The following is a 21,499-nucleotide window of genomic DNA, read 5'->3' on the forward strand; positions in this document are numbered from 1 at the left end:
GGATGCGGCCATTTCTTTCTTTGTGTCAGCAATCACTTCTGCTGGATACGTCCATCCAGATAGGGCGTGTAGGGAGCATTGGCCGCAAGGTATTCCGCGGTCACATCCGCAAGATCGGGACCGAAGTCGTAGGCATTCTTGTCCTCGCCAGAGAACATCTTGTACCCGTCGCCACCGTTGCGGACATAGTTGTTGGTCACCACCAGATAGGTCTTGGCCGGATCGATCGGCACATAGCCATCACCTTCGGCCACCATGACCTCGGTCACGCGGCCTTCGTTGGGGGCAACTGACGGATCCCAGGTGAGCTTCAGCCCGGCCACCTGCGGGAAGCGACCCTTGACCTCTTCCACCTGGCTGACGCCGTTTTCCAGCGCATCGATGATGCCCTGCCCGCTGATCTCGAAGGTCGAGAGCGTGTTCTGGAAGGGCAGAACAGTCAGCACCTCGCCCATGGTCACGTCGCCCGCGTCGATCGAGGCACGCAGGCCACCCGAGTTGGCGATGGCTATCTGAACGCCCTGATCGGCGACCCGCGCCAGCATGGCATCGGCCACCAGGTTACCCATCTCGCATTCCTGCACGCGGCAGATCGACCGGTCGCCTTCGATCGGAGCTGCAGCATTGGCCACAACCTTGTTGCGGATCTCGTCCAGAGGCTTGGCCAGTTCTGCGATGCGATCCAGGGCAGCCTGATCCTCGGTTACGGTGTTGTCCATGATCAGCGGTTCACCGACCGCCTCGACCACGTTGCCGTCGTCATCAAAGGTCACGTTCAACTCGCCCAGGAACTTGCCGTAGGCATAGGCCTGAACGATCTGCACCCCGTTCACCACGGTCGGGTACGGCCCGGCGGCCTTGTCCGAAGTGTTCGACAGGTAGGTGTTCGAGTGTCCGCCCACGATCACGTCAACACCCGTGGTTTCCTGCGCGACCCGCTGGTCGACGCCATAGCCCGAGTGGCTGAGCACGATGATCTTGTTGATGCCTTCCGCCGTCAGCTTGTCCACCTCGGCCTGAACCGCCGGAACAGGATCAGAGAACACGACATTCGGCCCGGGTGAAGCCAACTCGTCGGTGTCTTCGGGGGTCAGGCCGATCAGGCCAATCTTCTCTCCACCCACTTCGATCACGGTCGATTTCTTGATCCGGTCGGTCAGAAGCTCCTCGTTCTCGATGTTCGCATTCGACATCAGAATCGGAAATTCGACCGCATCAACGAAACCGGCCAGCACCTCGGGGCCATCATCGAATTCGTGGTTGCCCACGGTCATCGCATCATAGCCCAGCTTGTTCATGAACTCGGCCGCGACCTTGCCCTTGTAGTAGGTATAAAACAACGACCCCTGGAACTGGTCGCCGCCGTCCACGAGGATCGAGTTTTCGGCCCGCGCGCGGGCGTCGTTGACCGCGGTCACCAGACGCGCCGAACCGCCAAAGCATTTGCCCTCGGCATTGTCCTCGGCGCCACAGCCGCTGTCATATTTGTTGATCGGCTCGAACCGGGAATGGAAGTCGTTGGTGTGCAGAATGGTCAGCTTGTAGTCGGCCGCCGCCATGCCTGCAGTCAGGCCAAGGGCCGCCACGGATGTCAGGAAACGGGTAATCATTTGAAACTCCCTGTTATTGATTGTCAGGATCGTGCGCCGAGGGCGGCAAAGAGTCAAAGGGGGAAATGCGGCTTGATTCTACCCAGCGCGCGGGGCATCACGGCGCCATGCTGATCTACAAGATATTCCGGGCCGAGGAATGGGCGGCCCTGCAGGCACAGGGCGAAACCCGGGGCGCGCCGGTCGACGTGGCGGATGGGTTCGTGCATTTTTCCACCGCAGAACAAGCGGCGGAAACCGCGGCCAAGCACTTTGCCGGGGCCGAAAACCTGACCCTAGTGGCCTGCGATGCCCAGAAAATGGGCGATGATCTGAAATGGGAGGTCTCGCGCGGCGGGGCCTTGTTCCCGCATCTCTATCGCAACATGCGCATGGCGGATGTGGTCTGGGCCAAACCGCTGCCGCTGGAAAACGGCGCGCACCGTTTCCCCGAGGAGATGCAATGACCGGCCATATCGACCCCGACCGCGCCCAGTTCGAGGCGTTCAAGGCGCTGGACCGCGATCACCCGATCGAGATGCTGAACCTTGTGCGGTTCCGCGCCAAGGCCGTCTATCCCGCAGGCCACGACCTGGCCGGCGCGGGGCTGAGCGGCGCAGAAGCTTATCGCCGGTACGGGGCCGAAACCGCGCCGATCATCGCGCGGCTGGGGGCCTCGATCATCTGGCGCGGCACATTCCAGACAACGCTGATCGGCCCGCAGGACGAGGTATGGGACGAGATGTTCATCGCCCGTTACCCCTCGGCCCATGCGTTTCTGGAGATGGTGACCGACCCGGCCTATCGCGCGGCGGTCATTCACCGGCAGGCGGCTGTGGCCGACTCGCGCCTGATCCGCACCGCCCCTTCCCCAACCGGAGCGTCCTTCGGATGAACCTGACCGAGAAACTCGCCCTGGCCGCGCTGCATCGCCTGGACCCTGAAACCGCGCACGGCCTGTCGATCAAGGCACTGAAAACGGGTCTGACCCCGGCGCCCGGTCCCGTCACCTCGACGCGCTTGCGCATGCAACTGGCCGGGCTCGACCTGCCCAACCCGGTGGGGCTGGCCGCCGGGTTCGACAAAAATGGCGAGGTTCTGGGCCCGCTGTCACGCGCGGGCTTTGGTTTTATCGAGGTGGGCGCCGTGACCCCGCGCCCGCAGCCGGGCAACCCCAAGCCGCGCCTGTTCCGCCTGACCGAGGACCGCGCCGCCATCAACCGGTTCGGCTTCAACAACGAAGGAATGGAGGCGATGGCCCGGCGTCTTGCGCACCGCCCCAAGGACGCGGTGATCGGCTTGAACCTGGGCGCCAACAAAGACAGCACCGACCGGGCGCGGGATTTTGCGCAGGTGCTGGCCCATTGCGGGCAATGGCTGGATTTCGCCACGGTGAATGTCTCGTCGCCCAACACCGAAAAGCTGCGCGACCTGCAGGGAAAAGAGGCGCTGAGCGCTCTGCTGGCAGGTGTGCTGGAAACCCGCGATTCCTTGGCACGGCCGATCCCGGTGTTTCTGAAAATCGCCCCCGACCTGACGGATGACGAACTGCGGGACATCGCCGACGTCGCCCGTGACACGGGCATCGACGGTGTCATCGCCACCAACACGACCTTGTCGCGCGAAGGGCTGCGCAGCCCGCACAAGGATCAGGCCGGCGGATTGTCAGGCGCGCCCCTGTTCGAGAAATCGACCCGCGTTCTGGCTCGGCTGAGCCAGATGACCGACGGGCAGATTCCGTTGATCGGCGTGGGCGGCATCGGCACCGCCGAACAGGCCTATGCCAAGATCTGCGCCGGGGCCTCGGCCGTGCAGTTCTATACCGCGATGGTCTATGGCGGCCTGTCACTGGCGGCCGAGATCGCGCGGGGGCTGGATGCCCTACTGGCGCGGGACGGGTTCAAATCGGTGGCCGACGCCGTCGGCAGCAAACGAGAGGATTGGCTGTGATCGAATACTGGCACAACCCACGGTGTTCAAAATCGCGCGCCGGGCTGGCCCTGCTGCAGAACCGCGGCGCCGAAGTCACCGTTCGCAAATATCTCGAGGACGCGCCCAGCGCGGATGAGCTGTGTGCGGTGCTGTCCCGGCTGGGCATCCCGGCGATCGAGATGATGCGCCGGGGCGAGGCGCGGTTCAAGGAACTGGGGCTGAGCAAGGATACGCCCGAAGAGGCCTTGGTTCAGGCCATGGCCGAGAACCCGATCCTCATCGAACGCCCGGTCGGGATCACCGCCGACAAGGCCGCCATCGGTCGCCCGCCCGAGAACCTGCTGACCCTGCTCTAGGCGACCTGCGCCTCGAGCCGGGGGTAGCGCAGACCCAGCGTCACCGCGCGGGCGGTGTTCAGCACCATCAGCGCGGCCCACAGCCCGTGATTGCCCATGGTCGGCACCAGCAGGAACAGCGCCACAACATAGATCGCCACCGACTGGATCATGGCGGTGCGCATGGCGCGGGTCCAGGTCGCGCCGATGTAGATGCCGTCGAACATCCAGCTGGCAACGCCGATCACCGGGGCCAGCGCCGCCCAGATCAGGTATTCTCGCGCCGCGATCCGCACCTCGGGCGCGGTGGCCATCAGGTCGATCAATGCGGGCCCTGCCACAAAAAACGTGGCCCCCAGCACCAGAGCCCCACCGACGCCCCATTGCGACGCCATGACCGAGGCGCGCCGGACCTGGTATCGGTCCTTGGCTCCGACGGCGCTGCCTACCAATGCCTCGGCAGAAAAGGCGAACCCGTCCAGTGCAAAAGCGGTGATTTCCAGGAACTGCAGCAGCACCTGGTTGGCGGCCAGCGTCACGTCGCCCAGATCGGCGCCCACGAACAGAAAGGTGGTGAAGGACCCGGTCAGCAGGACCGACCGGATCATGATGTCGCCATTGACCTGCATCATCCGGCGCAGGCGGACGGGGTCGAAGATCCGCGCCCAATCGCGCCATTGATTACCCCCGAACGCATCGCGGCACAGCCACAGACCCAGCGCCAGACCCGTCCATTCGGCAATCAGCGTGGCCACCGCCACCCCTTCGACGCCCCAGCCCAGCCCCAGCACGAACCACAGATCCAGCAGGATGTTCAGCCCGTTCATCCAAACCTGCAGGACGAACACGCCGCGCGTGCGCTCGACCGCGATCAGCCAGCCGGTCACGGCATAAAGCGCAATGGTCGCGGGCGCGCCCCAGATGCGAATCTCGAGGTATTTGCGCGTCAACGCCTCGACCTCGGGGCTGGCGGGCGACAGCGCGAAGGCCCCTGCGAACACCGCCACCTGCGCCACGATAAAGAACAGCCCCGCCGCGCCGCCCAAGAGCAGGCCGCGCATGAGCAGCGCACCGGTTTCGGCCGTGTCTCCCGCGCCTCGGGCCTGCGCCGCCAATCCGGTCGTGCCCATGCGCAGAAAGCCGAACACCCAGTAGATCGTGGCCAGAATGACCGCGCCAATGCCAACCGCGCCGATCGGGGCGGCCTGCCCCATCTGGCCGACCACGCCGGTATCTACCGCGCCCAGAATCGGCACCGTCGCGTTGGACAGCACGATCGGCACCGCGATCTTCAGCACCCGTCTGTGCGTAATGGGTGCCGAGGCGTCCCGCATTTTACTCAGCTCTTGGCCGAAGGCTCTTGCGGCATCAGGAAATGCCCTGCGGCCTGCGCGAACAGCTTGGCGTGGTTGTCCTGCCAAGCCTCGACGCGCACCGAGGCATACCGCCGACCCGCCCGGCTGATGAAGGCGCGTGCATAGGCATCGCGCGGCAGGCCCGAGCGCAGGTAATCCACCGTGAAATCGATGGTCTTGGGAAAGCGGATACTGTGATCGGAGATGATGTCCTCGGCATCGATCTCACCGCTTTCGATGCGCGGGAACAGGTGCTCCCAGCTGAGCGTGATCACCGCCGTCACCTCGAGAAAGGCCGCCGTGACGCCCCCATGAATCGCCGGCAGGAACGGGTTGCCGATCAGCTTTTCGTCGAAATTCAGAACTCCGGTCAGTTCGTCTCCGCGCCGGTCGAAGCTGATATTGAGGAACCGGATATACGGAACCCCCTCGACCAGCGCCTTGAGGGCCGCGTCGCGGCGCTGTTTCACCACCTGCATCGGTTCGGGACGGGGTCTTGCCATCTCACTTCCCCTCGACTGTGAAGGCGCCCGAGGCGGTGGCCACCGGGCGATCCTGATCGTCGTCCATGGCAGTTGCGCGCACGAAGGCCACATTGCGCGTGATGTGATAGCAGGTCGCGCGGGTGGTGATCGTCTGGCCGGGCGTTGCGGCGCGCATGTAGTCGATGCGCAGATCGATGGTTGCTGTGCCGCCCGGCGCCGCCGGATGGCTCATGACCGCAGCCCCGCAGCAAGTATCCAGGCTGGCCGACACAGCCCCGCCGTGAATCACGCCAGTGCGGGGATCGCCGATCAGATCCTCGTTGTAAGGCATGGTGATCTCGGCCTCACCCTCGCCGATATGGGTCAGCGTCAGGCCCAGGGCCTGCGCATGGGGGATCGCCTCGATGAACTGGCGGGCGAGTACTGTCTTGTCGACCATGAGGTTCAGTCCTGTTGTCCTGCCCCTTTATGATCTGCTCTGCGCGCAAAGGGCAAGCCCGCCTGTTGCGCTTGTCCGCACAACGCCCTAGGTTGCAACCGAGGAGAACAGGAATGTCCGACAAGCGTTTGTCATTCAAAGAGATGTGCGCCGAGTTCGACGTGACTCCGCGCACCCTGCGCTACTACGAGTATATCGAGCTGCTGCAGCCAGACCGGGAGGGACGGTCCCGGTTTTACGGTCCGCGCGAGCGTGCGCGGATGAAGCTGATCATGCGTGGCCGAAAGTTCGGGTTTCCACTTGAGGAAATCCGGCAGTGGTTGTTGATCTACGAAGATCAAGGCAACAAGGCCCAGATGGCTACCTTTATCGAAATGGCCGACCGCCAGATGGAAGAGCTGCGTCAGCAGCGTCAGCAACTGGACGAAGCTATGGACGAGTTGCAGCGCCTTCGCGATCAAACGGCCAACTCCCTGACCTAAATCGGCCAGTTCGAGCCCCCAAATCCATCCTTCATTACACCGGAAATCTGCATTTTTCGGCTGGCGCCCTGCCGCCTGCCCGTCGGCTTCGAACCGCGCCGGTACAGTGGATTTGGCTGACCCAACGGAAAGAAAATTGCCAACCCGCCGCTTTACGCGACCGGAAGTTACGTCAATTTCTTTGTGACGCAGCGTCTGGATTACGTAAACGTCAATCTCATGTTGTAAAGCGGCCATCGACTGCGCAACTTTCTCATGACGCCAGCGACGAGAGGGTGACCAATGACCGAAGATCTTATGACCATCCGCGAGATGTGCGAGACCTATGACGTCACGCCGCGGACCTTGCGGTTCTACGAAGCCAAAGAGCTTCTGTTTCCGATCCGTGAGGGCCAGAAACGGCTGTTCACCAAACGTGACAGGGCGCGGCTCAAGCTGATCCTGCGCGGCAAACGCTTTGGTTTCAGCCTGGAAGAGATTCGACAGCTTCTGGATCTGTACCATGTCGGCGACCAGCAACTGACCCAGATGACCCGCACCTATGAAATCGCGTGCGAGCGTCTGGCGGACATGGAAGCCCGCCGCGAGGAACTGACTCAGGCCATTGACGATCTGAAAGAGCAGTTGCGCTGGGGCGAGAAGGTCATCGCCTCGATGAAACAGGAAAAAAAGGCGGCCGAGTAACTCCGCGCCGCCTGCCACCCGGACATCTGAATTAAGGGAGCTTCAAATGCCCGTTTACAACGCGCCTACCAAAGACACGCAATTCGTTCTGCATGACGTTCTGAAAATCTCGGCCTCGGATATTCCGGGCTATGATGAGCTGGAGCCCGAGTTCACGGGCGCCGTTCTGGAAGAGGCCGGCAAGGTCGCCGTCAACCTGCTGCACCCGCTGAACGTGGTCGGCGACACCGAAGGCTGCCGGCTGGAAAACGGCGTGGTCTACACCCCGACCGGGTTCAAGGACGCGTTCGAGCAGGTCAAGGAAGGCGGCTGGACCGGTCTGGATATGCCCGAGGAATATGGCGGCCAGAACATGCCGTATGTTCTTGGCACCGCCGTGGGCGAGATGTTCTCGGCCGCGAACCAGGCCTTCACCATGTATCAGGGCCTGACCCACGGCGCGGCCTCAGCCATCCTGGCGCATGGCACCGACGCGCAGAAAGACACATATCTGCCCAAGATGGTCAGCTGTGAATGGACCGGCACCATGAACCTGACCGAGCCGCATTGCGGCACCGATCTGGGCCTGATGCGCACCAAGGCCGAGCCGCAGGGCGATGGCAGCTACAAGATCACCGGCCAAAAGATCTTTATCTCGTCCGGCGATCACGACATGGCCGACAACATCATTCACCTGGTGCTGGCCAAGATCCCCGGCGGCCCCGAGGGCATCAAGGGCGTGTCACTGTTCATCGTGCCCAAGTTCCTGGTGAACGAAGACGGCAGCCTGGGCGAGCGCAATGGTGTTTCGGTCGGCAAGATCGAAGAAAAGATGGGCATTCACGGCAATTCGACCTGCGTGATGAACTATGACGGCGCAACCGGTTACCTGCTGGGTCAGGAACACAAGGGCATGCGCGCCATGTTCACCATGATGAACGAAGCGCGTTTGGGTGTCGGCATGCAAGGTCTGGCTCAGGCCGAGGCCGCCTATCAGAACGCGCTGGAATACGCCAAGGACCGTCTGCAAGGCCGCGACGTGACCGGCGTCAAGAATCCCGACGGCCCGGCCGATCCGCTGATCGTACATCCCGACATCCGCCGCAGCCTGATGGACCAGAAAAGCTTTGTGGAAGGCGCGCGGGCCTTCATCCTGTGGGGCGCGACCCTGATCGACAAGGCGCACCGTTCGGGTGACAAGGACGCCGACGGGCTGATCTCGCTGATGACCCCGGTCATCAAGGGTTTCCTGACCGACGAGGGCTATGACATGACCGTTCAGGCCCAGCAGGTCTATGGCGGCCATGGCTACATCGAGGAATGGGGCATGTCGCAATACACCCGCGACGCCCGCATCGCCATGATCTACGAAGGAGCTAACGGCGTTCAGGCGCTGGACCTGGTCGGCCGCAAGCTCGCGCAGGACGGCGGCAAGCATGTCATGGCCTTTTTCGACATGGTCAAAACCTTCTGCAAGGAAAACAGCGGCAAAGACGAAGCCTATGACAAGGCGTTCATCGAACCGCTGAAGGCCGCCTCGAAAGACCTGCAGGCCGCCGGCATGTATTTCATGCAGAACGGCATGACCAACCCGAACAACGCTCTGTCGGGCTCGTATGACTTCATGCACATGTTCGGTCATGTCTGCCTGGGCCTGATGTGGGCGCAGATGGCCAAGGCCGCGCAGGAAGCACTGGATGCCGGCGCGTCCGACAAGGACTTCTACGAGACCAAGATCGCCACCGGCCGCTACTACATGGCGCGCCGTCTGCCGGCCACAGGCATGCACCTGGCTCGGATCCAGACCGGCGCCGACACGGTGATGGCACTGGACGCGGCGAACTTCTGATCCCAGTCTGGTTCCGGGCGACCCCGCCCGGAACCAGCGCTCATGGAGGAGATGACATGCCCAAACGCTTTCGCCTGACCCGCCGCTTTCCCGTCGCCATGACCGAGGACGGGTATCGAAAACTCAAGGGGTTTGCCCGCGAGGCCGGGCTGGACGAAGGAGAGGCGCTGTCATTCCTGTTCGAGAACTTCAACAGCGTGATCGACGAGGAGAACCTGACCCACCGGCTGCGCATCTTCAATTCCGAGCTTGAGGCGCGCAAACGCTAGACGACCCCAATGCCTGGCCCAGGCCCGGCGTGTTTTCAGCAAGACAAGTCCGAACGCAGCTGCGGCCCGCGGTCAGGTCTTTCTCGAAACACGTGCGTGACGAAACCGTACAAACCGCCTTGGGAGGGGTGAGTGCATGACGATAAAACTGCATTGCTTCGGAGAAAGCGGAAACTCGTACAAGGCCGCCCTTGCGCTCGAGATGTCGGGGTTGGAATGGGAGCCGGTCTTTGTCGATTTCTTCAACGGCCAGACCCGAACCCCCGAATACCGCGCCGAAGTCAACGAAATGGGCGAAGCGCCGGTGCTGATCGACGGAGATTTCCGGACCAGCCAGTCGGGCGCGATTCAGGCCTATGTCACCGAAAAATCAGGGAAATTCGGCGGCAAGACGCGGGAAGAGAACTATAACATCCTGCGCTGGGTGCTGTGGGACAACCACAAACTCAGTTCGATGGCGGGCCTGACCCGTTTCCTGATGAACTTCCTGCCCGAAGAGCACCGCAACCCGGATGTGATCGCCTTCAACCAAGGCCGCCTGAAAGCCGCCTATCAGGTGCTGAACGCGCATCTTGAGGGCCGCGACTGGATCGTCGGCGACAGCGTGACCAACGCCGATCTCAGCTGCTGCGGCTACCTGTATTACCCCGAACCCTTCGGCTTTGACCGAGCCGAATGGCCCCATATCAACGCCTGGCTGACCCGCCTGTCCGAGCAGCCTGGATGGAAACACCCCTATGACCTGATGCCCGGCAATCCGTCGGATCGAGCTTGAGGAGAGAAGTATGACCGAAGCTTACATTTATGATGCCCTGCGCACCCCGCGCGGCAAGGGCCGCAAGGACGGCAGCCTGCACGAGGTGACCTCGGTGCGCCTGTCGGCGGTGGCCCTGAACGCCATCAAGGAGCGCAACAACCTGGAAGGCCACGCTGTCGAGGACGTGATCTGGGGCAACGTGACCCAGGTGATGGAACAGGGCGGCTGCCTGGCGCGGTCCGCGGTTCTGGCCTCGGACCTGGATGAATCGATCCCCGGTCTGGCCATCAACCGGTTCTGCGCATCCGGTATGGAGGCCGTGAACCTGGCCGCCAACCAGGTCAAAGGCGGCGCGGGCGAGGCCTATATCGCCGGTGGCGTCGAGATGATGGGCCGCGTGCCCATGGGCAGCGACGGCGCCGCCATCGCGGTCGACCCGTCGCTGGCGATGGAGACCTATTTCGTCCCGCAGGGCATCTCGGCCGACATCATCGCCACCGAATACGGTTTCAGCCGTGACGATGCCGACGCGCTGGCCGTCGAGTCTCAGAAACGCGCGGCCAAGGCGTGGGAAGAGAACCGCTTTGCCAAGTCGGTGATCTCGGTGAAGGACCGCAACGGCCTGACTATTCTGGACCGCGACGAATACATGCGCCCCGGCACCGACATGCAGAGCCTCGGCGCGCTGAACCCGTCCTTCCAGATGATGGGCGAGCAGATGCCCGGCTTCGACAAGGTGGCGATACTGAAATACCCGCATCTGGAAAAGATCAACCACATCCACCACGCCGGCAACAGCTCGGGCATCGTGGATGGCGCGGCGGCCGTTCTGATCGGCAACAAGGAGTTCGGCGAGAAATACGGTCTGAAGCCGCGCGCCCGCATCAAGGCCACCGCCAAGATCGGCACCGACCCGACCATCATGCTGACCGGCCCGGTTCCGGTGACCGAAAAGATCCTGGCCGAAACCGGCATGAAGATCAGCGATCTGGACCTGTTCGAGGTCAACGAGGCCTTCGCATCGGTCGTGCTGCGGTTCCAGCAGGCGTTTGACGTCGATCCGGCGCTGGTCAACGTCAATGGCGGTTCGATCGCCATGGGCCACCCGCTGGGCGCCACCGGCGCGATCATCATCGGCACCCTGCTGGACGAGCTGGAGCGCCAGGACAAGGAAACCGGTCTGGCCACCTTGTGCATTGCATCCGGCATGGGCGCGGCAACCATCATCGAACGTGTGTAACGGCGGGGATCAGGAGAAGAAAAATGGCTGATTTTACACTGACCAAAGACGCCGACGGCGTTGGCATCATCACCTGGGACGTCCCCGGCAAGACCATGAACGTGATGTCGTTCGACGGCCTGTCCGAACTGAACGACTGCATTGATCAGGCCCTGGCCGATGACGAGATCAAAGGCATCGTGATCACCAGCGGCAAGGTAGGCTCGTTCGCCGGCGGCATGGACCTGAATCTGCTGGCGGTTATGAAGGAACAGGCGGGCGACGACCCGGCCAAGGGCCTGTTCGAAGGCACGATGAAGATGCACGCCCTGCTGCGCAAGATCGAGCTGGCCGGCATGGACCCCAAGACCAAGAAAGGTGGCAAACCGATCGCGGCCGCCCTGCCCGGCACGGCCGCCGGCATCGGCATGGAGCTGCCGCTGGCGACCCATCGCATCTTTGCCGCCGAGAACCCCAAGGCCAAATACGGCCTGCCGGAAATCATGGTCGGCATCTTCCCCGGCGCGGGCGGCACCACCCGGATGGTCCGCAAGGTGGGCGCCATCGCGGCGGCTCCGCTGCTGCTGGAAGGCAAGATGCTGGACGTGAAAAAGGCCAAGGGCGCAGGCTACATCGACGAGATCGCATCCGATCCGCTGGCCGCGGCCAAGGAATGGGTGCTGAACGCCAAGGAGGCCGATCTGGTCAAGCCGTGGGACGCGAAGGGCTACAAGATGCCCGGCGGCGCGCCCTATCACCCGGCGGGCTTCATGAACTTCGTGGGTGCCTCGGCCATGGTGAACGGCAAGACCCAAGGCGCCTTCCCGGCAGCCAAAGCCCTGCTGAGCGCGGTCTATGAGGGCGCACTGGTCGATTTCGACACCGCGCTGAAGATCGAGGCGCGCTGGTTCACCTCGGTACTGATGAACCCGTCCTCGGGCGCGATGATCCGTTCGCTGTTCCTGAACAAGGAAGCGCTGGAAAAAGGCGCTGTGCGTCCGCGAGGCATTCCGGATCAGTCGGTCAAGAAAATCGGCGTTCTGGGTGCGGGCATGATGGGCGCGGGCATCTCGTTGGTCTCGGCGCAGGCCGGGATGGAGGTTGTGCTGATCGACCGCGATCAGGCCGCCGCGGACAAAGGCAAGGCCTATACCGAAGCCTATCTGGACAAGGGCATGAAGCGTGGCAAGGTCACGGCCGAGAAGAAAGAGGCCATGCTGGCCCGCATCACCGCCACGCCGGACCTTGAAAAGCTGGCGGGCTGCGATCTGATCATCGAAGCCGTGTTCGAGGATCCCAAGGTCAAGGCCGAGATGACCCAGAAGGTTGAGGCGATCATTCCCGAGGATTGCATCTTTGCCTCGAACACCTCGACCCTGCCGATCACCGAACTGGCCAAGGCCAGCAAGCGGCCCGACCAGTTCATCGGCATCCACTTCTTCTCGCCGGTCGAGAAGATGTTCCTGGTCGAGATCATCAAGGGCAAGGAAACCGGTGACCGGGCCGTGGCCAAGGCGCTGGACTATGTCCGCCAGATCCGCAAGACGCCGATTGTGGTCAATGACGCGCGGTTCTTCTACTGCAACCGCTGCATCATCCCCTACATCAACGAAGGGGCGCGGATGATCACCGAAGGCGTCAGCCCGGTTCTGGTCGACAACGCCGCCCGTCAACTGGGCTTCCCGGTGGGTCCGGTTCAGCTGACCGACGAAACTTCGATCGACCTGGGCGCCAAGATTGCCCGGGCGACCAAGGCGGCAATGGGCGATGCCTATCCGGAAAGCCCCGCGGACGATCTGATCTTCTGGATGGAAGAACAGGGTCGCCTGGGCCGCAAGTCCAAGGCCGGGTTCTTCGATTATGACGAAAACGGCAAGCGCATCGGCTACTGGAAAGGTCTGCAGGACAAGTATCCGCTGGCCGAGCAGCAGCCCGACTTGATCGAGGTGCAGGAGCGCCTGATGTTCGCACAGGTTCTCGAAGCCGTGCGCGCGCTCGAAGAAGGTGTTCTGGAAGACATCCGCGAAGGCGATGTCGGCGCCATCCTGGCCTGGGGCTTTGCGCCGTGGTCAGGTGGTCCGTTCAGCTGGCTTGATATCATCGGTGCGCCCTACGCGGCCGAGCGTTGTGACCAGCTGTCGGAGAAGTACGGTGACCGCTTCGCCTGCCCGCCGCTGCTGCGCGAGATGGCCGAAAAAGGTCAGACCTTCTACGGCCGCTTCGACCCCGAAGCCAAGGCTGCCTGAACAAGTGATGCTGGCGCATGATCCCATGCGCCAGCATCTTTCTTAGAGTGTTTGGTCAGGTCTGCCATTCAGGCCGCAGAAACAAGGCCGGCACGTTGGGCCGCCCCGGACGTCCCGGACGCCGCACCCCCGATGGGGGACGGATCGGAAAGATCGGTTCCTGCGGGATGGGTGCAGGCAGTGCACCCAACGGGTTTGCAAGGGCCGACAGTTCGCCGGCCTCTGCGATAGATGTAACGAGACTCCGCGCCTCGGATTCTTCCAGCACCGCGTAGGATCGTCGGGACGGGCCAGACAGCGAACGGATGCGGCACGAGGAACAGAAGGCTTGAAAGCCACCCTCGATAAAGACCACTTCGTCCTGCTCAAAAAACAGCGATGTGACCTGGAATTCCTCTGCCGGTGTCCGAGAGGAAAAGCTGAAGTGCCCGCTCAGCAGACGCGCCGGAATGATCGCCAGCCCCTCGTCGATGCTGCCATCAGAAGACAAGGCTACGGCCATTCCCTGCTCGGGCATTAGCCAGACCGCGCGACCGTCATATGCCGCGCGGGACGGCACGCGCACGGGCAAAAAGTCAGGTCGAACCTCGCCAGCCGGTACGGCTATTCTGTCGTGGGACACGCGTTTCACTTCCTGGAACCCGTTGTCCATCGTTCTGACCAGATCCCCGGCGACCAATGCCTCGGCCAGTTTCCAGCCACTGGTGGTGGCAACCTTCGTCCCATGCAGCAATCCGCCACGCCTGACCGAAACGGCGTCACCCGGTACGGTCTGGATATTATTTTCGGAAAACCCCGAAACACTCACTACTTCCAACACGTGCCGACCCCCTTTTGGCACTTTCAAACTATCCCATTGTGCTAGCACGAAGTTTTCGGGAGTGACTTAGTTTTGCCATATTTAGGGCCAATTTGGGCCTTTTTCGCCCCATTAGTCGCGTTTTTTTATAAACAAAAGCCTGTATTTGTCAGCGTTTCGCGCAATTCGGGAAATAATCGACCAGCCTTATTCGAACCGATATTCGAATCTCTCTATGTCTTCGCGACAGGCGTCAAACACAGCCTTTTTTGCCTGGACCGAGTAGTAGTTGGCGTATTCCGCCCCCCGGGCTGACCGGTTTTCATGCGGAAGGTCCAGACGAAACCCCAGATGATCGAACAGTGGGGCCGCATCCCGCTGAAAGCTTTCGATCCGAATGTATGCGCGACAAAGATCGGTTCCGGTGGCGTCTCTGACATAGGATGGGAACGGGTTTTCCCGAAAGGACTGCTGGATTTTAGGGTGCAGAACAAAGGCCTCAAAATCCAGCCGCCCGGCCAGATGGACTGCTGGGTGATCAAAGGACTGATCCCTCAGCCAGTGGTAATAGCTGACCATCCGGTCCCACGGGTTCCGGATCAGCGTGAACACGAACATCTCTTTCATCTGCTGGGCGGGCAAAAGCCCCCGCAAATCGGTCAGCCGGGAGTGTTTCCACAGCCTTCCCGCCGTCTTCAGTGACCTGTTGCGTTTGTTTCTGCGCTGCGCCTTGGGGGTGTCGCCCACCAGGATATCGTCCTTCATGGCCCGCTGCTCGAGCGCCAGCGCCAGCGATGTTCCCCCGGTCTTGGGAATATGTATGAAGATGTAGGACCGCCCTGTTGATAGAATCATTGCGCCGGTTCCCGTTGGGGAACCACGCTCGCCCGCCACGCCAGAACTGCACCGGCCGCGGCGATCAGGGCGATGCCCGCAATCTGAAGCGGTCCGATCCCCTGCCCCATCACCACCCAGGCAAAAAGCGGCCCGAAGATCATGACCGAATACTCGAACACCGCGACATATGACGGCTCGCCCAGTTGGTAGGCCTTGATCAGCATGAATACCGCAGCCGTGGACCCAACCGCCTGCAATGCGACCCAAGGCAGAGCGGCCTCCATCGGCCAGACCCAGCCCCGGGTCACAAAACCAGCCGGGCCGTCAGACCCGACCACCGGCAAAACCGAAAACACGGCGAGGCCAAGAGCGCCGGCCAGCCCAAGCGTGACAATCATCGCGGCCAGTAAGGCGACGGTGCTTTCGTTTGCACAATGCGTTCGGGTCAGAATCGCACTGAGCGCATAGAAAAAGCCGCCAGCCACCGGCAATAGGCTGGTCGCATCAAAGGCATTGGGGTCAGGCTGCAATACACAGAGGATTCCGACAAACCCGATAAGCACAGCCAGGACCCGCCAGGGGCCGATCTTCTGGTCCAGCAACAGCGCGGAAATCAACAGAACGAAGATCGGTGATGTGAACAGCCCCGCAAGGGCCTGAGCAATTGGCATCAAAGCCAGTGAGCTGAAATAGAACAACATCGCCAGGGTGATCAGAACACTGCGCAGCAGGACCGCCCAAAACCTCTGAGGTCGCAGCCCTCCAAACCCAAGAAACGACAGTCCAACGATAAGAGGCAGCATCATCACGGCCCGGCTAAGGTGGAATTGCCACAGACCGATTGTTTCAGCCAGTCGGATGACGAAATTGTCCACGACGCCGATGATTGCCATGGCCGAGACCATCAGGACCGATGCAAGAACCGGTGAAGAAGGATGTGCTGTCTGCATGTGGCCTTGGCCTCCGGGCCCTTTGGCCGAAACTGCGCGTCCCGGTTATCGAGCACATTTCCAAATCACCACGCAACAGGTTTGCGCGGATTAATCTCTCCGTGTTAGAAATCGACAAAAGAAAAAACGAGCAGACCTCATCGAAATGACGGCACTGAAACAATACCAGCGGATCGAGGCTACCGGTCTGTGGCGCCCGTCGCCCGACGAGCAGCGGCGCGAAGTGGTTGTTTCGATCGGCGAGGCGACGTTGACCATCACCGATTTCAACGATCGCGCGCTGACGCACTGGTCGCTTGCCGCACTTGAAAGGCAGAACCCGGGCAAGTTCCCCGCGATATTCAACCCCGACGGCGATCCGGACGAGACACTGGAGCTGGAGCAGTCCGAAACCACCATGATCGAGGCAATCGACCGCTTGCAACACGCCATCGAACGGGCGCGCCCGCATCCCGGGCGGTTGCGGTGGGCCAGTGTCGGCGGCGTGGTTGCGGCTGTCGCGGCGGTCTTGCTGTTCTGGCTGCCCGGCGCCCTGCAAAGCCATGTCGAAAAGGTCGTGCCCGAGATCAAACGGCAGGACATCGGGAACACGATTCTGCAACGGATTGAACGGGTCTCGGGCCGGGCCTGCGCCTCGGCGGACGCGCAGCCGGCGCTGCAGAAGCTGGCCCAGAGAACAGGTGTGCGACGGATCGTTGTGTTGCCGGCCGGAGTGCAGGAAAGCCTGTCACTTCCCGGAGGGATCGTGCTGCTGAACCGAGCGCTGGTTGAAGACAGTGAAGATCCCGCGGTTGCCGCCGGTTACGTGATAGCTGAACGCACGCGGGCCAGGCTGCATGATCCGTTGGACGATCTCCTGGACAAAACTGGGCCCACTGCAGCGTTTCGCCTGCTGACGACGGGCGAACTGACACCCCAGATCGTGGACACCTATACCGAACAGGTTCTGGCCGAACCCCGCCCCGCAGTTCCGGAAGACGACTTGCTGGAGGCGTTTGCGTCCGCCAATTTGCCCTCAACCCCATATGCCTATGCGGTTGACATAACCGGCGAAACGGTTCTGGGTTTGATCGAGGCCGACCCGATGGCGGGTCAGCCTTTGGATCAGGTTATGCCCGACCGGGACTGGGTACGGCTGCAGAACATCTGCAGCGACTAGGCGCGCCTATTTGGTGCCGAACATCCGGTCTCCAGCATCGCCCAGACCGGGCATGATGTAGCCTTTGGAATTCAGCTCGCGGTCCAGTGCGGCAGTAACGATCTTGACGTCGGGATGCGCCTCTTTCATGCGCGCCACACCTTCGGGGGCGGCCAGCAGGCACAGGAACCGGATGTCGGTGGCACCGGCCTGTTTCAGAAGGTCGATCGCAGCGGCCGAGCTGTTGCCGGTGGCCAGCATCGGGTCAACCGCAATCACCAGCCGATCTTTAAGGCCTTCGGGGGCCTTGAAGTAGTACTGCACCGGCTGTAGCGTTTCTTCATCGCGATACAGCCCCACAAATCCGACCCGGGCGGAGGGCACCAGTTCCAGAACGCCGTCAAGCATCCCGTTGCCCGCACGCAGGATCGACACCAGCGCCAGTTTCTTGCCCGCCAGGATCGGCGCGTCCATCTCCTCCATCGGAGTTTCGATATGGCGCGTGGTCAGGGGCATCTCGCGCGTGACTTCATAGGCCAGCAGCAGCGTGATCTCGCGCAGCAATTGACGGAACGAGGCGGTCGAGGTGCCCTTGTCCCGCATGAGCGTCAGTTTGTGCTGAACCAGCGGGTGGTCGACGACGGTCAGATGTTCGCTCATGTGTTCTCCAGTCTTTTTCTGACCCTTGCGCGGGTCTCTTCATCGCAGAATGCGGCGTTCAGGGCGGTGTCGTTCAGCGCGGCGAAATCCTTGGCGTCCCAGCCGAAGGCCTGGGCCAGCATGTCATATTCGCGGCGCATGGTGGTATGAAAAAACGGCGGGTCATCGGTGGATACTGTGACCTTCACACCCGCCGCGCGCAGCCGCGCGATCGGGTGGGCCGCAAAATCGGGGTACAGTCCCAGCACCACGTTCGAGCCCGGACAGACCTCGAGCGTGACGCCCCGGTCGGCCAGCTCATGCACCAGATCGGGGTCTTCGATGGCTCGCACGCCATGGCCCACACGTTCGACCCCCAGCGCGCGCACCGCATCGCGCACGCTTTCGGGGCCGCCGAATTCGCCGGCATGGGTGGTCAGGCGCAATCCGGCCTCGCGCGCGCAGTCGAAGGCCCATTTGAAATCGGCCTGCTGGCCCATGGTCTCGTTCCCGCCCATACCGAACCCGGTGATCCAGTCACCGGCGGTTTCGGCGGCGCACAGCGCGCTGCGCTTGGCCTTGTCGGGTCCGAAATGGCGCACGCAGGTTACCACGCCGCGCAGGGTGATGTCGAACTTGCGCTCGGCCTCGTCGGCGGCGTCCTGAATGGCGGCCAGATAGTCGCGCCAGGCATGCAGATCGCCCCCGCCGCAGAAATCGGGGCTGAGGAAGGTTTCGGAATAGACCACCCCGTTCGCCGCGCTTTCCTCCAGGATCGCCAGCGTCAGGCGGCGGAAATCCTCAGGGGTTTTCAACACTTCGCAAGCGGCCTCGTAGACGCTGAGGAAATGCGCGAAATCGCGAAAGTCATAGCTGCCGTCGGGTTTGAAAATGCCGCTCAGGTCAACCTTCTTTTCATGCGCCAGCTGGCGGATGAAGGCGGGCGGGGCCGCGCCTTCGTGATGCAGGTGCAGTTCGATCTTGGGCAGGTCTGCGACGGTCATAGAAAGGTCCTTCCCGGCCCTTGCGCCGGAATGTTCAGGTGATGGGCGATGCTGGCGGCCACGTCGGCGAAATTTACTTGCCCGATCTGTCCGGCCCCCAGGCCGGCGGTCAGCACCGGCACCTGCTCGCGGGTGTGGTCGGTGCCGATCCAGCTTGGGTCGTTGCCGTGATCGGCGGTCAGCAGAAACAGGTCGCCCGGGCGCAGCCGGGGCAGGATACGGCCAATCTCAGCGTCGAACCATTCCAGCGCGCGGGCATAGCCCGAGATGTCGCGCCGGTGGCCGTACTGGCTGTCAAACTCGACGAAATTTGCGAATGTCAGGCTGCCGTCCTCGGCGCTGTCTACAAGGCGCGAGAGGTGACCCATCAGTTCGGCGTCCGAGCCCTTGTCCAGCGTGTCGATCCCCTGCATCGAGTAGATGTCACCGATCTTGCCCACGCCATGCACCGTGCGCCCGGCATCCTGCGCCCAATTGGTCAGCACCGGAGCAGGCGGCGTGATGGCGAAATCCTTGCGGTTGGTGGTGCGGACAAACCCCTGTTCCGGCGATCCCACGAAGGGGCGCGCGATCACCCGGCCCACCTTCATCTCGTGCAGCATGGGGGCCAGGCTCCGGCACATCTGGTACAGGCGCTCCAGCCCGAACGTCTCCTCGTGTGCGGCAATCTGGAACACGCTGTCAGCCGAGGTATAGCAGATCGGCCAACCCGTGCGCATGTGTTCAGCACCTAGTTCGGCAATGATCGTGGTACCCGAGGCGTGGCAATTGCCCAAAATGCCCTCGGTACCTGCGGCCTGCGCGGCGGCGCGGGTCACATCATCAGGGAACGCGGGGACCGTGTCGGGGAAATAGTGCCAGTCCCACGGCACCGGCAGCCCGGCCAATTCCCAATGACCCGAAGGCGTGTCCTTGCCCGGCGAATGCTCGCGCGCGCAACCCCACAGTCCGGCCGGGTCGGCCCCCAACCCCGGCGCATCCGCGCCCGAAGCTAGTCGTACCGCCGCCCCCAGCCCCAGCGCATCGAGGTTGGGCAGGCGCAACGGCCCGAACCGGCCATCCTCGGCCCGCCCTGCGGCGCAGGCCTGCGCGATATGGGCCACCGTGTTGGCGCCCGTGTCCGGCACGTCGCCGTTAAAGAACCGGTTAGCATCCGGCGCACCGCCGATACCCACCGAATCCATCACCACGAGGAACGCGCGGCTCATGCGAGGATCCTTTCCTGTACCAGCTCCGGCACCGGAACGGGCGCCGGGCCGATGGTGATTGCGGCACGCACGGCTTGCGCGGCCCGCTGCGCGGCGTCCTCGCGCGCGGCATGGACCACGGCCAGCGGCGTTCCGGCCGAGACCTTGTCGCCCAGCCGCACCAGCCCCGACAGCCCCACAGCCGGGTCGATCACATCGCTTTCCACCTGCCGGCCACCGCCCAGCGCCACGACGGCAAGGCCCAGAGCCTCGCCATCCATCGCGGTGACATAGCCTTCGTCCTGCGCCGCGACCTCAAGAATCACGCTGGCCTCGGGCAGATAGCGCGCCCAGTCCTCGACCAGACCCAACGGCCCGCCCACCGCGGCCATCATCCGTCCGAACCGCTCGGCCGCGCGGCCATCGCGGATCACCTCGGCGATCATGTCCCGCCCGGCCTGCGCGTCGGCGAACATACCAGCGTCAGACAGCAGAACACCGCCCAGCTCGGCCGAAATCTCGGCCAGAGGCGAGGGCTCCCCACCGGTCAGCACCTTCATCACTTCGGCGATTTCCAGGGCGTTGCCCAAGGCAGGCGCCAGCGGCTGGTTCATGTCGGTGATCAGGGCCGAAGTCCGGCACCCGGCCGTATTGGCCGTTTCGGTCAGAGCCTGCGCCAGCTTGCGCGCCTCGTCCAGCGTTTTCATGAAGGCCCCGCTGCCCACCTTGACGTCCAGCACCAGCGCATCCGGGCTGGCCGCCAGTTTCTTAGACAGGATCGAGGCGGTGATCAGATCGAGGCTTTCAACCGTGGCGGTCACGTCGCGGATCGCATAGAGCCGTTTGTCCGCCGGAGCGATCTGGGCGGTCGCGCCAACGATGGCGGCGCCGGTCTCGGCCAAAATCTGGGCCAAACGGTCCTGGCTGATCTGGGTCGACACGCCGGGGATGGCCTCGAGCTTGTCGAGTGTCCCACCGGTATGGCCCAGACCGCGCCCTGAGATCATCGGCACATAGGCCCCGCATTCCGCCAGCGCCGGAGCCAGCACGAGGCTGACGCAATCCCCCACCCCGCCGGTCGAATGCTTGTCGATCAACGGGCCGCCCAGATCCCAGGTCAGAACCTCACCGCTGTCGCGCATGGCCAGCGTCAGCGCGGCGCGGCCTTCGGGACCCAGCCCGCCCATGCAGACGGCCATGGCAAAGGCTCCGGCCTGGGCGTCGCTGACGCTGCCATCGGCCAGACCTTGGGCGAACCACGCCAGTTCGCCGGAATCCGGCACCTCGCGGCGTCGCAGTTTCGCGATAATCGAACGGGCGTCCAT

Annotated in this window: 23 protein-coding genes; 12 read left to right on the forward strand and 11 right to left on the reverse strand. The window is 62.9% G+C overall.

The window, feature by feature from the left end:
• Window positions 1-32: 32 nt before the first annotated feature.
• On the reverse strand, window positions 33-1,610 hold the full coding sequence (locus ACR0CU_RS08750; RefSeq protein ID WP_170446763.1) for a bifunctional metallophosphatase/5'-nucleotidase: 1,578 nt from the start codon (window positions 1,608-1,610) through the stop codon (window positions 33-35).
• A gap of 107 nt (window positions 1,611-1,717) precedes the next feature.
• On the opposite strand from ACR0CU_RS08750, the gene ACR0CU_RS08755 reads away from it, so the two are divergent.
• The 4 genes from ACR0CU_RS08755 to arsC are packed head-to-tail and all read left to right on the forward strand — an operon-like array spanning window position 1,718 to window position 3,877.
• Window positions 1,718-2,056 (forward strand): DUF952 domain-containing protein, encoded by a 339-nt coding sequence (locus ACR0CU_RS08755; RefSeq protein ID WP_170447095.1) that lies wholly within the window; start codon window positions 1,718-1,720, stop codon window positions 2,054-2,056.
• Entirely contained in the window at window positions 2,053-2,484 is a 432-nt protein-coding gene (locus tag ACR0CU_RS08760; RefSeq protein ID WP_480642848.1) for a DUF1330 domain-containing protein, read from the forward strand. The genes ACR0CU_RS08755 and ACR0CU_RS08760 overlap by 4 nt, the downstream gene beginning before the upstream one ends.
• A complete protein-coding gene (locus ACR0CU_RS08765) occupies window positions 2,481-3,539 on the forward strand; it encodes a quinone-dependent dihydroorotate dehydrogenase (protein WP_170446768.1) in 1,059 nt (352 codons plus the stop codon). The genes ACR0CU_RS08760 and ACR0CU_RS08765 overlap by 4 nt, the downstream gene beginning before the upstream one ends.
• Window positions 3,536-3,877, forward strand: a complete 342-nt coding sequence (gene arsC, locus ACR0CU_RS08770) for an arsenate reductase (glutaredoxin) (protein WP_170446770.1) — start codon at window positions 3,536-3,538, stop codon at window positions 3,875-3,877. The genes ACR0CU_RS08765 and arsC overlap by 4 nt, the downstream gene beginning before the upstream one ends.
• Here the strand turns inward: arsC and ACR0CU_RS08775 are convergent.
• The 3 genes from ACR0CU_RS08775 to ACR0CU_RS08785 are packed head-to-tail and all read right to left on the reverse strand — an operon-like array spanning window position 3,874 to window position 6,135.
• The gene (locus tag ACR0CU_RS08775; RefSeq protein ID WP_170446772.1) at window positions 3,874-5,190 is read right to left on the reverse strand and encodes an MATE family efflux transporter; all 1,317 of its coding nucleotides are present in this window, start codon (window positions 5,188-5,190) and stop codon (window positions 3,874-3,876) included. The genes arsC and ACR0CU_RS08775 overlap by 4 nt on opposite strands.
• Before the next feature lie 5 nt (window positions 5,191-5,195).
• Complete coding sequence (locus tag ACR0CU_RS08780; RefSeq protein WP_170358400.1) at window positions 5,196-5,714, reverse strand: PaaI family thioesterase; 519 nt, start codon at window positions 5,712-5,714, stop codon at window positions 5,196-5,198.
• Window position 5,715: 1 nt separating this feature from the next.
• Window positions 5,716-6,135: a PaaI family thioesterase gene (locus ACR0CU_RS08785; protein WP_170390566.1), complete on the reverse strand. Its 420-nt coding sequence runs from the start codon at window positions 6,133-6,135 to the stop codon at window positions 5,716-5,718.
• A 113-nt stretch (window positions 6,136-6,248) separates the two neighbouring features.
• Here ACR0CU_RS08785 and ACR0CU_RS08790 point away from each other — a divergent pair, with 113 nt between their 5' ends.
• The 7 genes from ACR0CU_RS08790 (at window position 6,249) to ACR0CU_RS08820 (ending at window position 13,620) form a co-directional block, all read left to right on the forward strand.
• A complete protein-coding gene (locus ACR0CU_RS08790) occupies window positions 6,249-6,617 on the forward strand; it encodes a MerR family transcriptional regulator (protein ID WP_170337669.1) in 369 nt (122 codons plus the stop codon).
• A 282-nt stretch (window positions 6,618-6,899) separates the two neighbouring features.
• Window positions 6,900-7,301 (forward strand): MerR family transcriptional regulator, encoded by a 402-nt coding sequence (locus ACR0CU_RS08795; RefSeq protein WP_093962630.1) that lies wholly within the window; start codon window positions 6,900-6,902, stop codon window positions 7,299-7,301.
• A gap of 46 nt (window positions 7,302-7,347) precedes the next feature.
• Window positions 7,348-9,129, forward strand: coding sequence for an acyl-CoA dehydrogenase C-terminal domain-containing protein (locus tag ACR0CU_RS08800; RefSeq protein ID WP_170438609.1), 1,782 nt, complete (start codon window positions 7,348-7,350; stop codon window positions 9,127-9,129).
• Between the two features lie 56 nt (window positions 9,130-9,185).
• Complete coding sequence (locus ACR0CU_RS08805; protein WP_005981899.1) at window positions 9,186-9,398, forward strand: hypothetical protein; 213 nt, start codon at window positions 9,186-9,188, stop codon at window positions 9,396-9,398.
• Between the two features lie 136 nt (window positions 9,399-9,534).
• On the forward strand, window positions 9,535-10,173 hold the full coding sequence (locus ACR0CU_RS08810; protein ID WP_170446774.1) for a glutathione S-transferase family protein: 639 nt from the start codon (window positions 9,535-9,537) through the stop codon (window positions 10,171-10,173).
• A gap of 10 nt (window positions 10,174-10,183) precedes the next feature.
• Window positions 10,184-11,395 carry an acetyl-CoA C-acetyltransferase gene (locus ACR0CU_RS08815; RefSeq protein ID WP_170446776.1) on the forward strand — a complete coding sequence of 404 codons (1,212 nt, stop codon included), beginning with the start codon at window positions 10,184-10,186 and terminating at the stop codon, window positions 11,393-11,395.
• Window positions 11,396-11,418: 23 nt separating this feature from the next.
• Window positions 11,419-13,620 (forward strand): 3-hydroxyacyl-CoA dehydrogenase NAD-binding domain-containing protein, encoded by a 2,202-nt coding sequence (locus ACR0CU_RS08820; protein ID WP_170446778.1) that lies wholly within the window; start codon window positions 11,419-11,421, stop codon window positions 13,618-13,620.
• 55 nt (window positions 13,621-13,675) lie between these two features.
• On the opposite strand, the gene ACR0CU_RS08825 is transcribed toward ACR0CU_RS08820, so the two are convergent.
• The 3 genes from ACR0CU_RS08825 to ACR0CU_RS08835 all read right to left on the reverse strand — a co-directional run bounded on the left by ACR0CU_RS08825 (window position 13,676) and on the right by ACR0CU_RS08835 (window position 16,206).
• The gene (locus tag ACR0CU_RS08825; RefSeq protein ID WP_480642853.1) at window positions 13,676-14,440 is read right to left on the reverse strand and encodes a Hint domain-containing protein; all 765 of its coding nucleotides are present in this window, start codon (window positions 14,438-14,440) and stop codon (window positions 13,676-13,678) included.
• A gap of 186 nt (window positions 14,441-14,626) precedes the next feature.
• Window positions 14,627-15,274, reverse strand: coding sequence for a sulfotransferase family 2 domain-containing protein (locus tag ACR0CU_RS08830; RefSeq protein WP_170366564.1), 648 nt, complete (start codon window positions 15,272-15,274; stop codon window positions 14,627-14,629).
• On the reverse strand, window positions 15,271-16,206 hold the full coding sequence (locus ACR0CU_RS08835; RefSeq protein ID WP_170338127.1) for a DMT family transporter: 936 nt from the start codon (window positions 16,204-16,206) through the stop codon (window positions 15,271-15,273). Before ACR0CU_RS08835 ends, ACR0CU_RS08830 begins: the two co-directional genes overlap by 4 nt.
• Window positions 16,207-16,351: 145 nt before the next feature.
• Between ACR0CU_RS08835 and ACR0CU_RS08840 the strand changes: the two genes are divergently transcribed.
• Window positions 16,352-17,365 (forward strand): hypothetical protein, encoded by a 1,014-nt coding sequence (locus ACR0CU_RS08840; RefSeq protein ID WP_170446780.1) that lies wholly within the window; start codon window positions 16,352-16,354, stop codon window positions 17,363-17,365.
• Between the two features lie 6 nt (window positions 17,366-17,371).
• Here the strand turns inward: ACR0CU_RS08840 and upp are convergent, their stop codons facing one another.
• The 4 genes from upp to ACR0CU_RS08860 are packed head-to-tail and all read right to left on the reverse strand — an operon-like array spanning window position 17,372 to window position 21,499.
• Window positions 17,372-18,004, reverse strand: a complete 633-nt coding sequence (gene upp / locus ACR0CU_RS08845; RefSeq protein WP_093962638.1) for a uracil phosphoribosyltransferase — start codon at window positions 18,002-18,004, stop codon at window positions 17,372-17,374.
• On the reverse strand, window positions 18,001-18,987 hold the full coding sequence (locus tag ACR0CU_RS08850) for an adenosine deaminase (RefSeq protein WP_170446782.1): 987 nt from the start codon (window positions 18,985-18,987) through the stop codon (window positions 18,001-18,003). The genes upp and ACR0CU_RS08850 overlap by 4 nt, the downstream gene beginning before the upstream one ends.
• Window positions 18,984-20,195, reverse strand: coding sequence for a phosphopentomutase (locus tag ACR0CU_RS08855; protein WP_170446784.1), 1,212 nt, complete (start codon window positions 20,193-20,195; stop codon window positions 18,984-18,986). Before ACR0CU_RS08855 ends, ACR0CU_RS08850 begins: the two co-directional genes overlap by 4 nt.
• Entirely contained in the window at window positions 20,192-21,499 is a 1,308-nt protein-coding gene (locus tag ACR0CU_RS08860; protein WP_170446786.1) for a thymidine phosphorylase, read from the reverse strand. The genes ACR0CU_RS08855 and ACR0CU_RS08860 overlap by 4 nt, the downstream gene beginning before the upstream one ends.

This window comes from Ruegeria sp. BC2 (genome assembly GCF_056539245.1).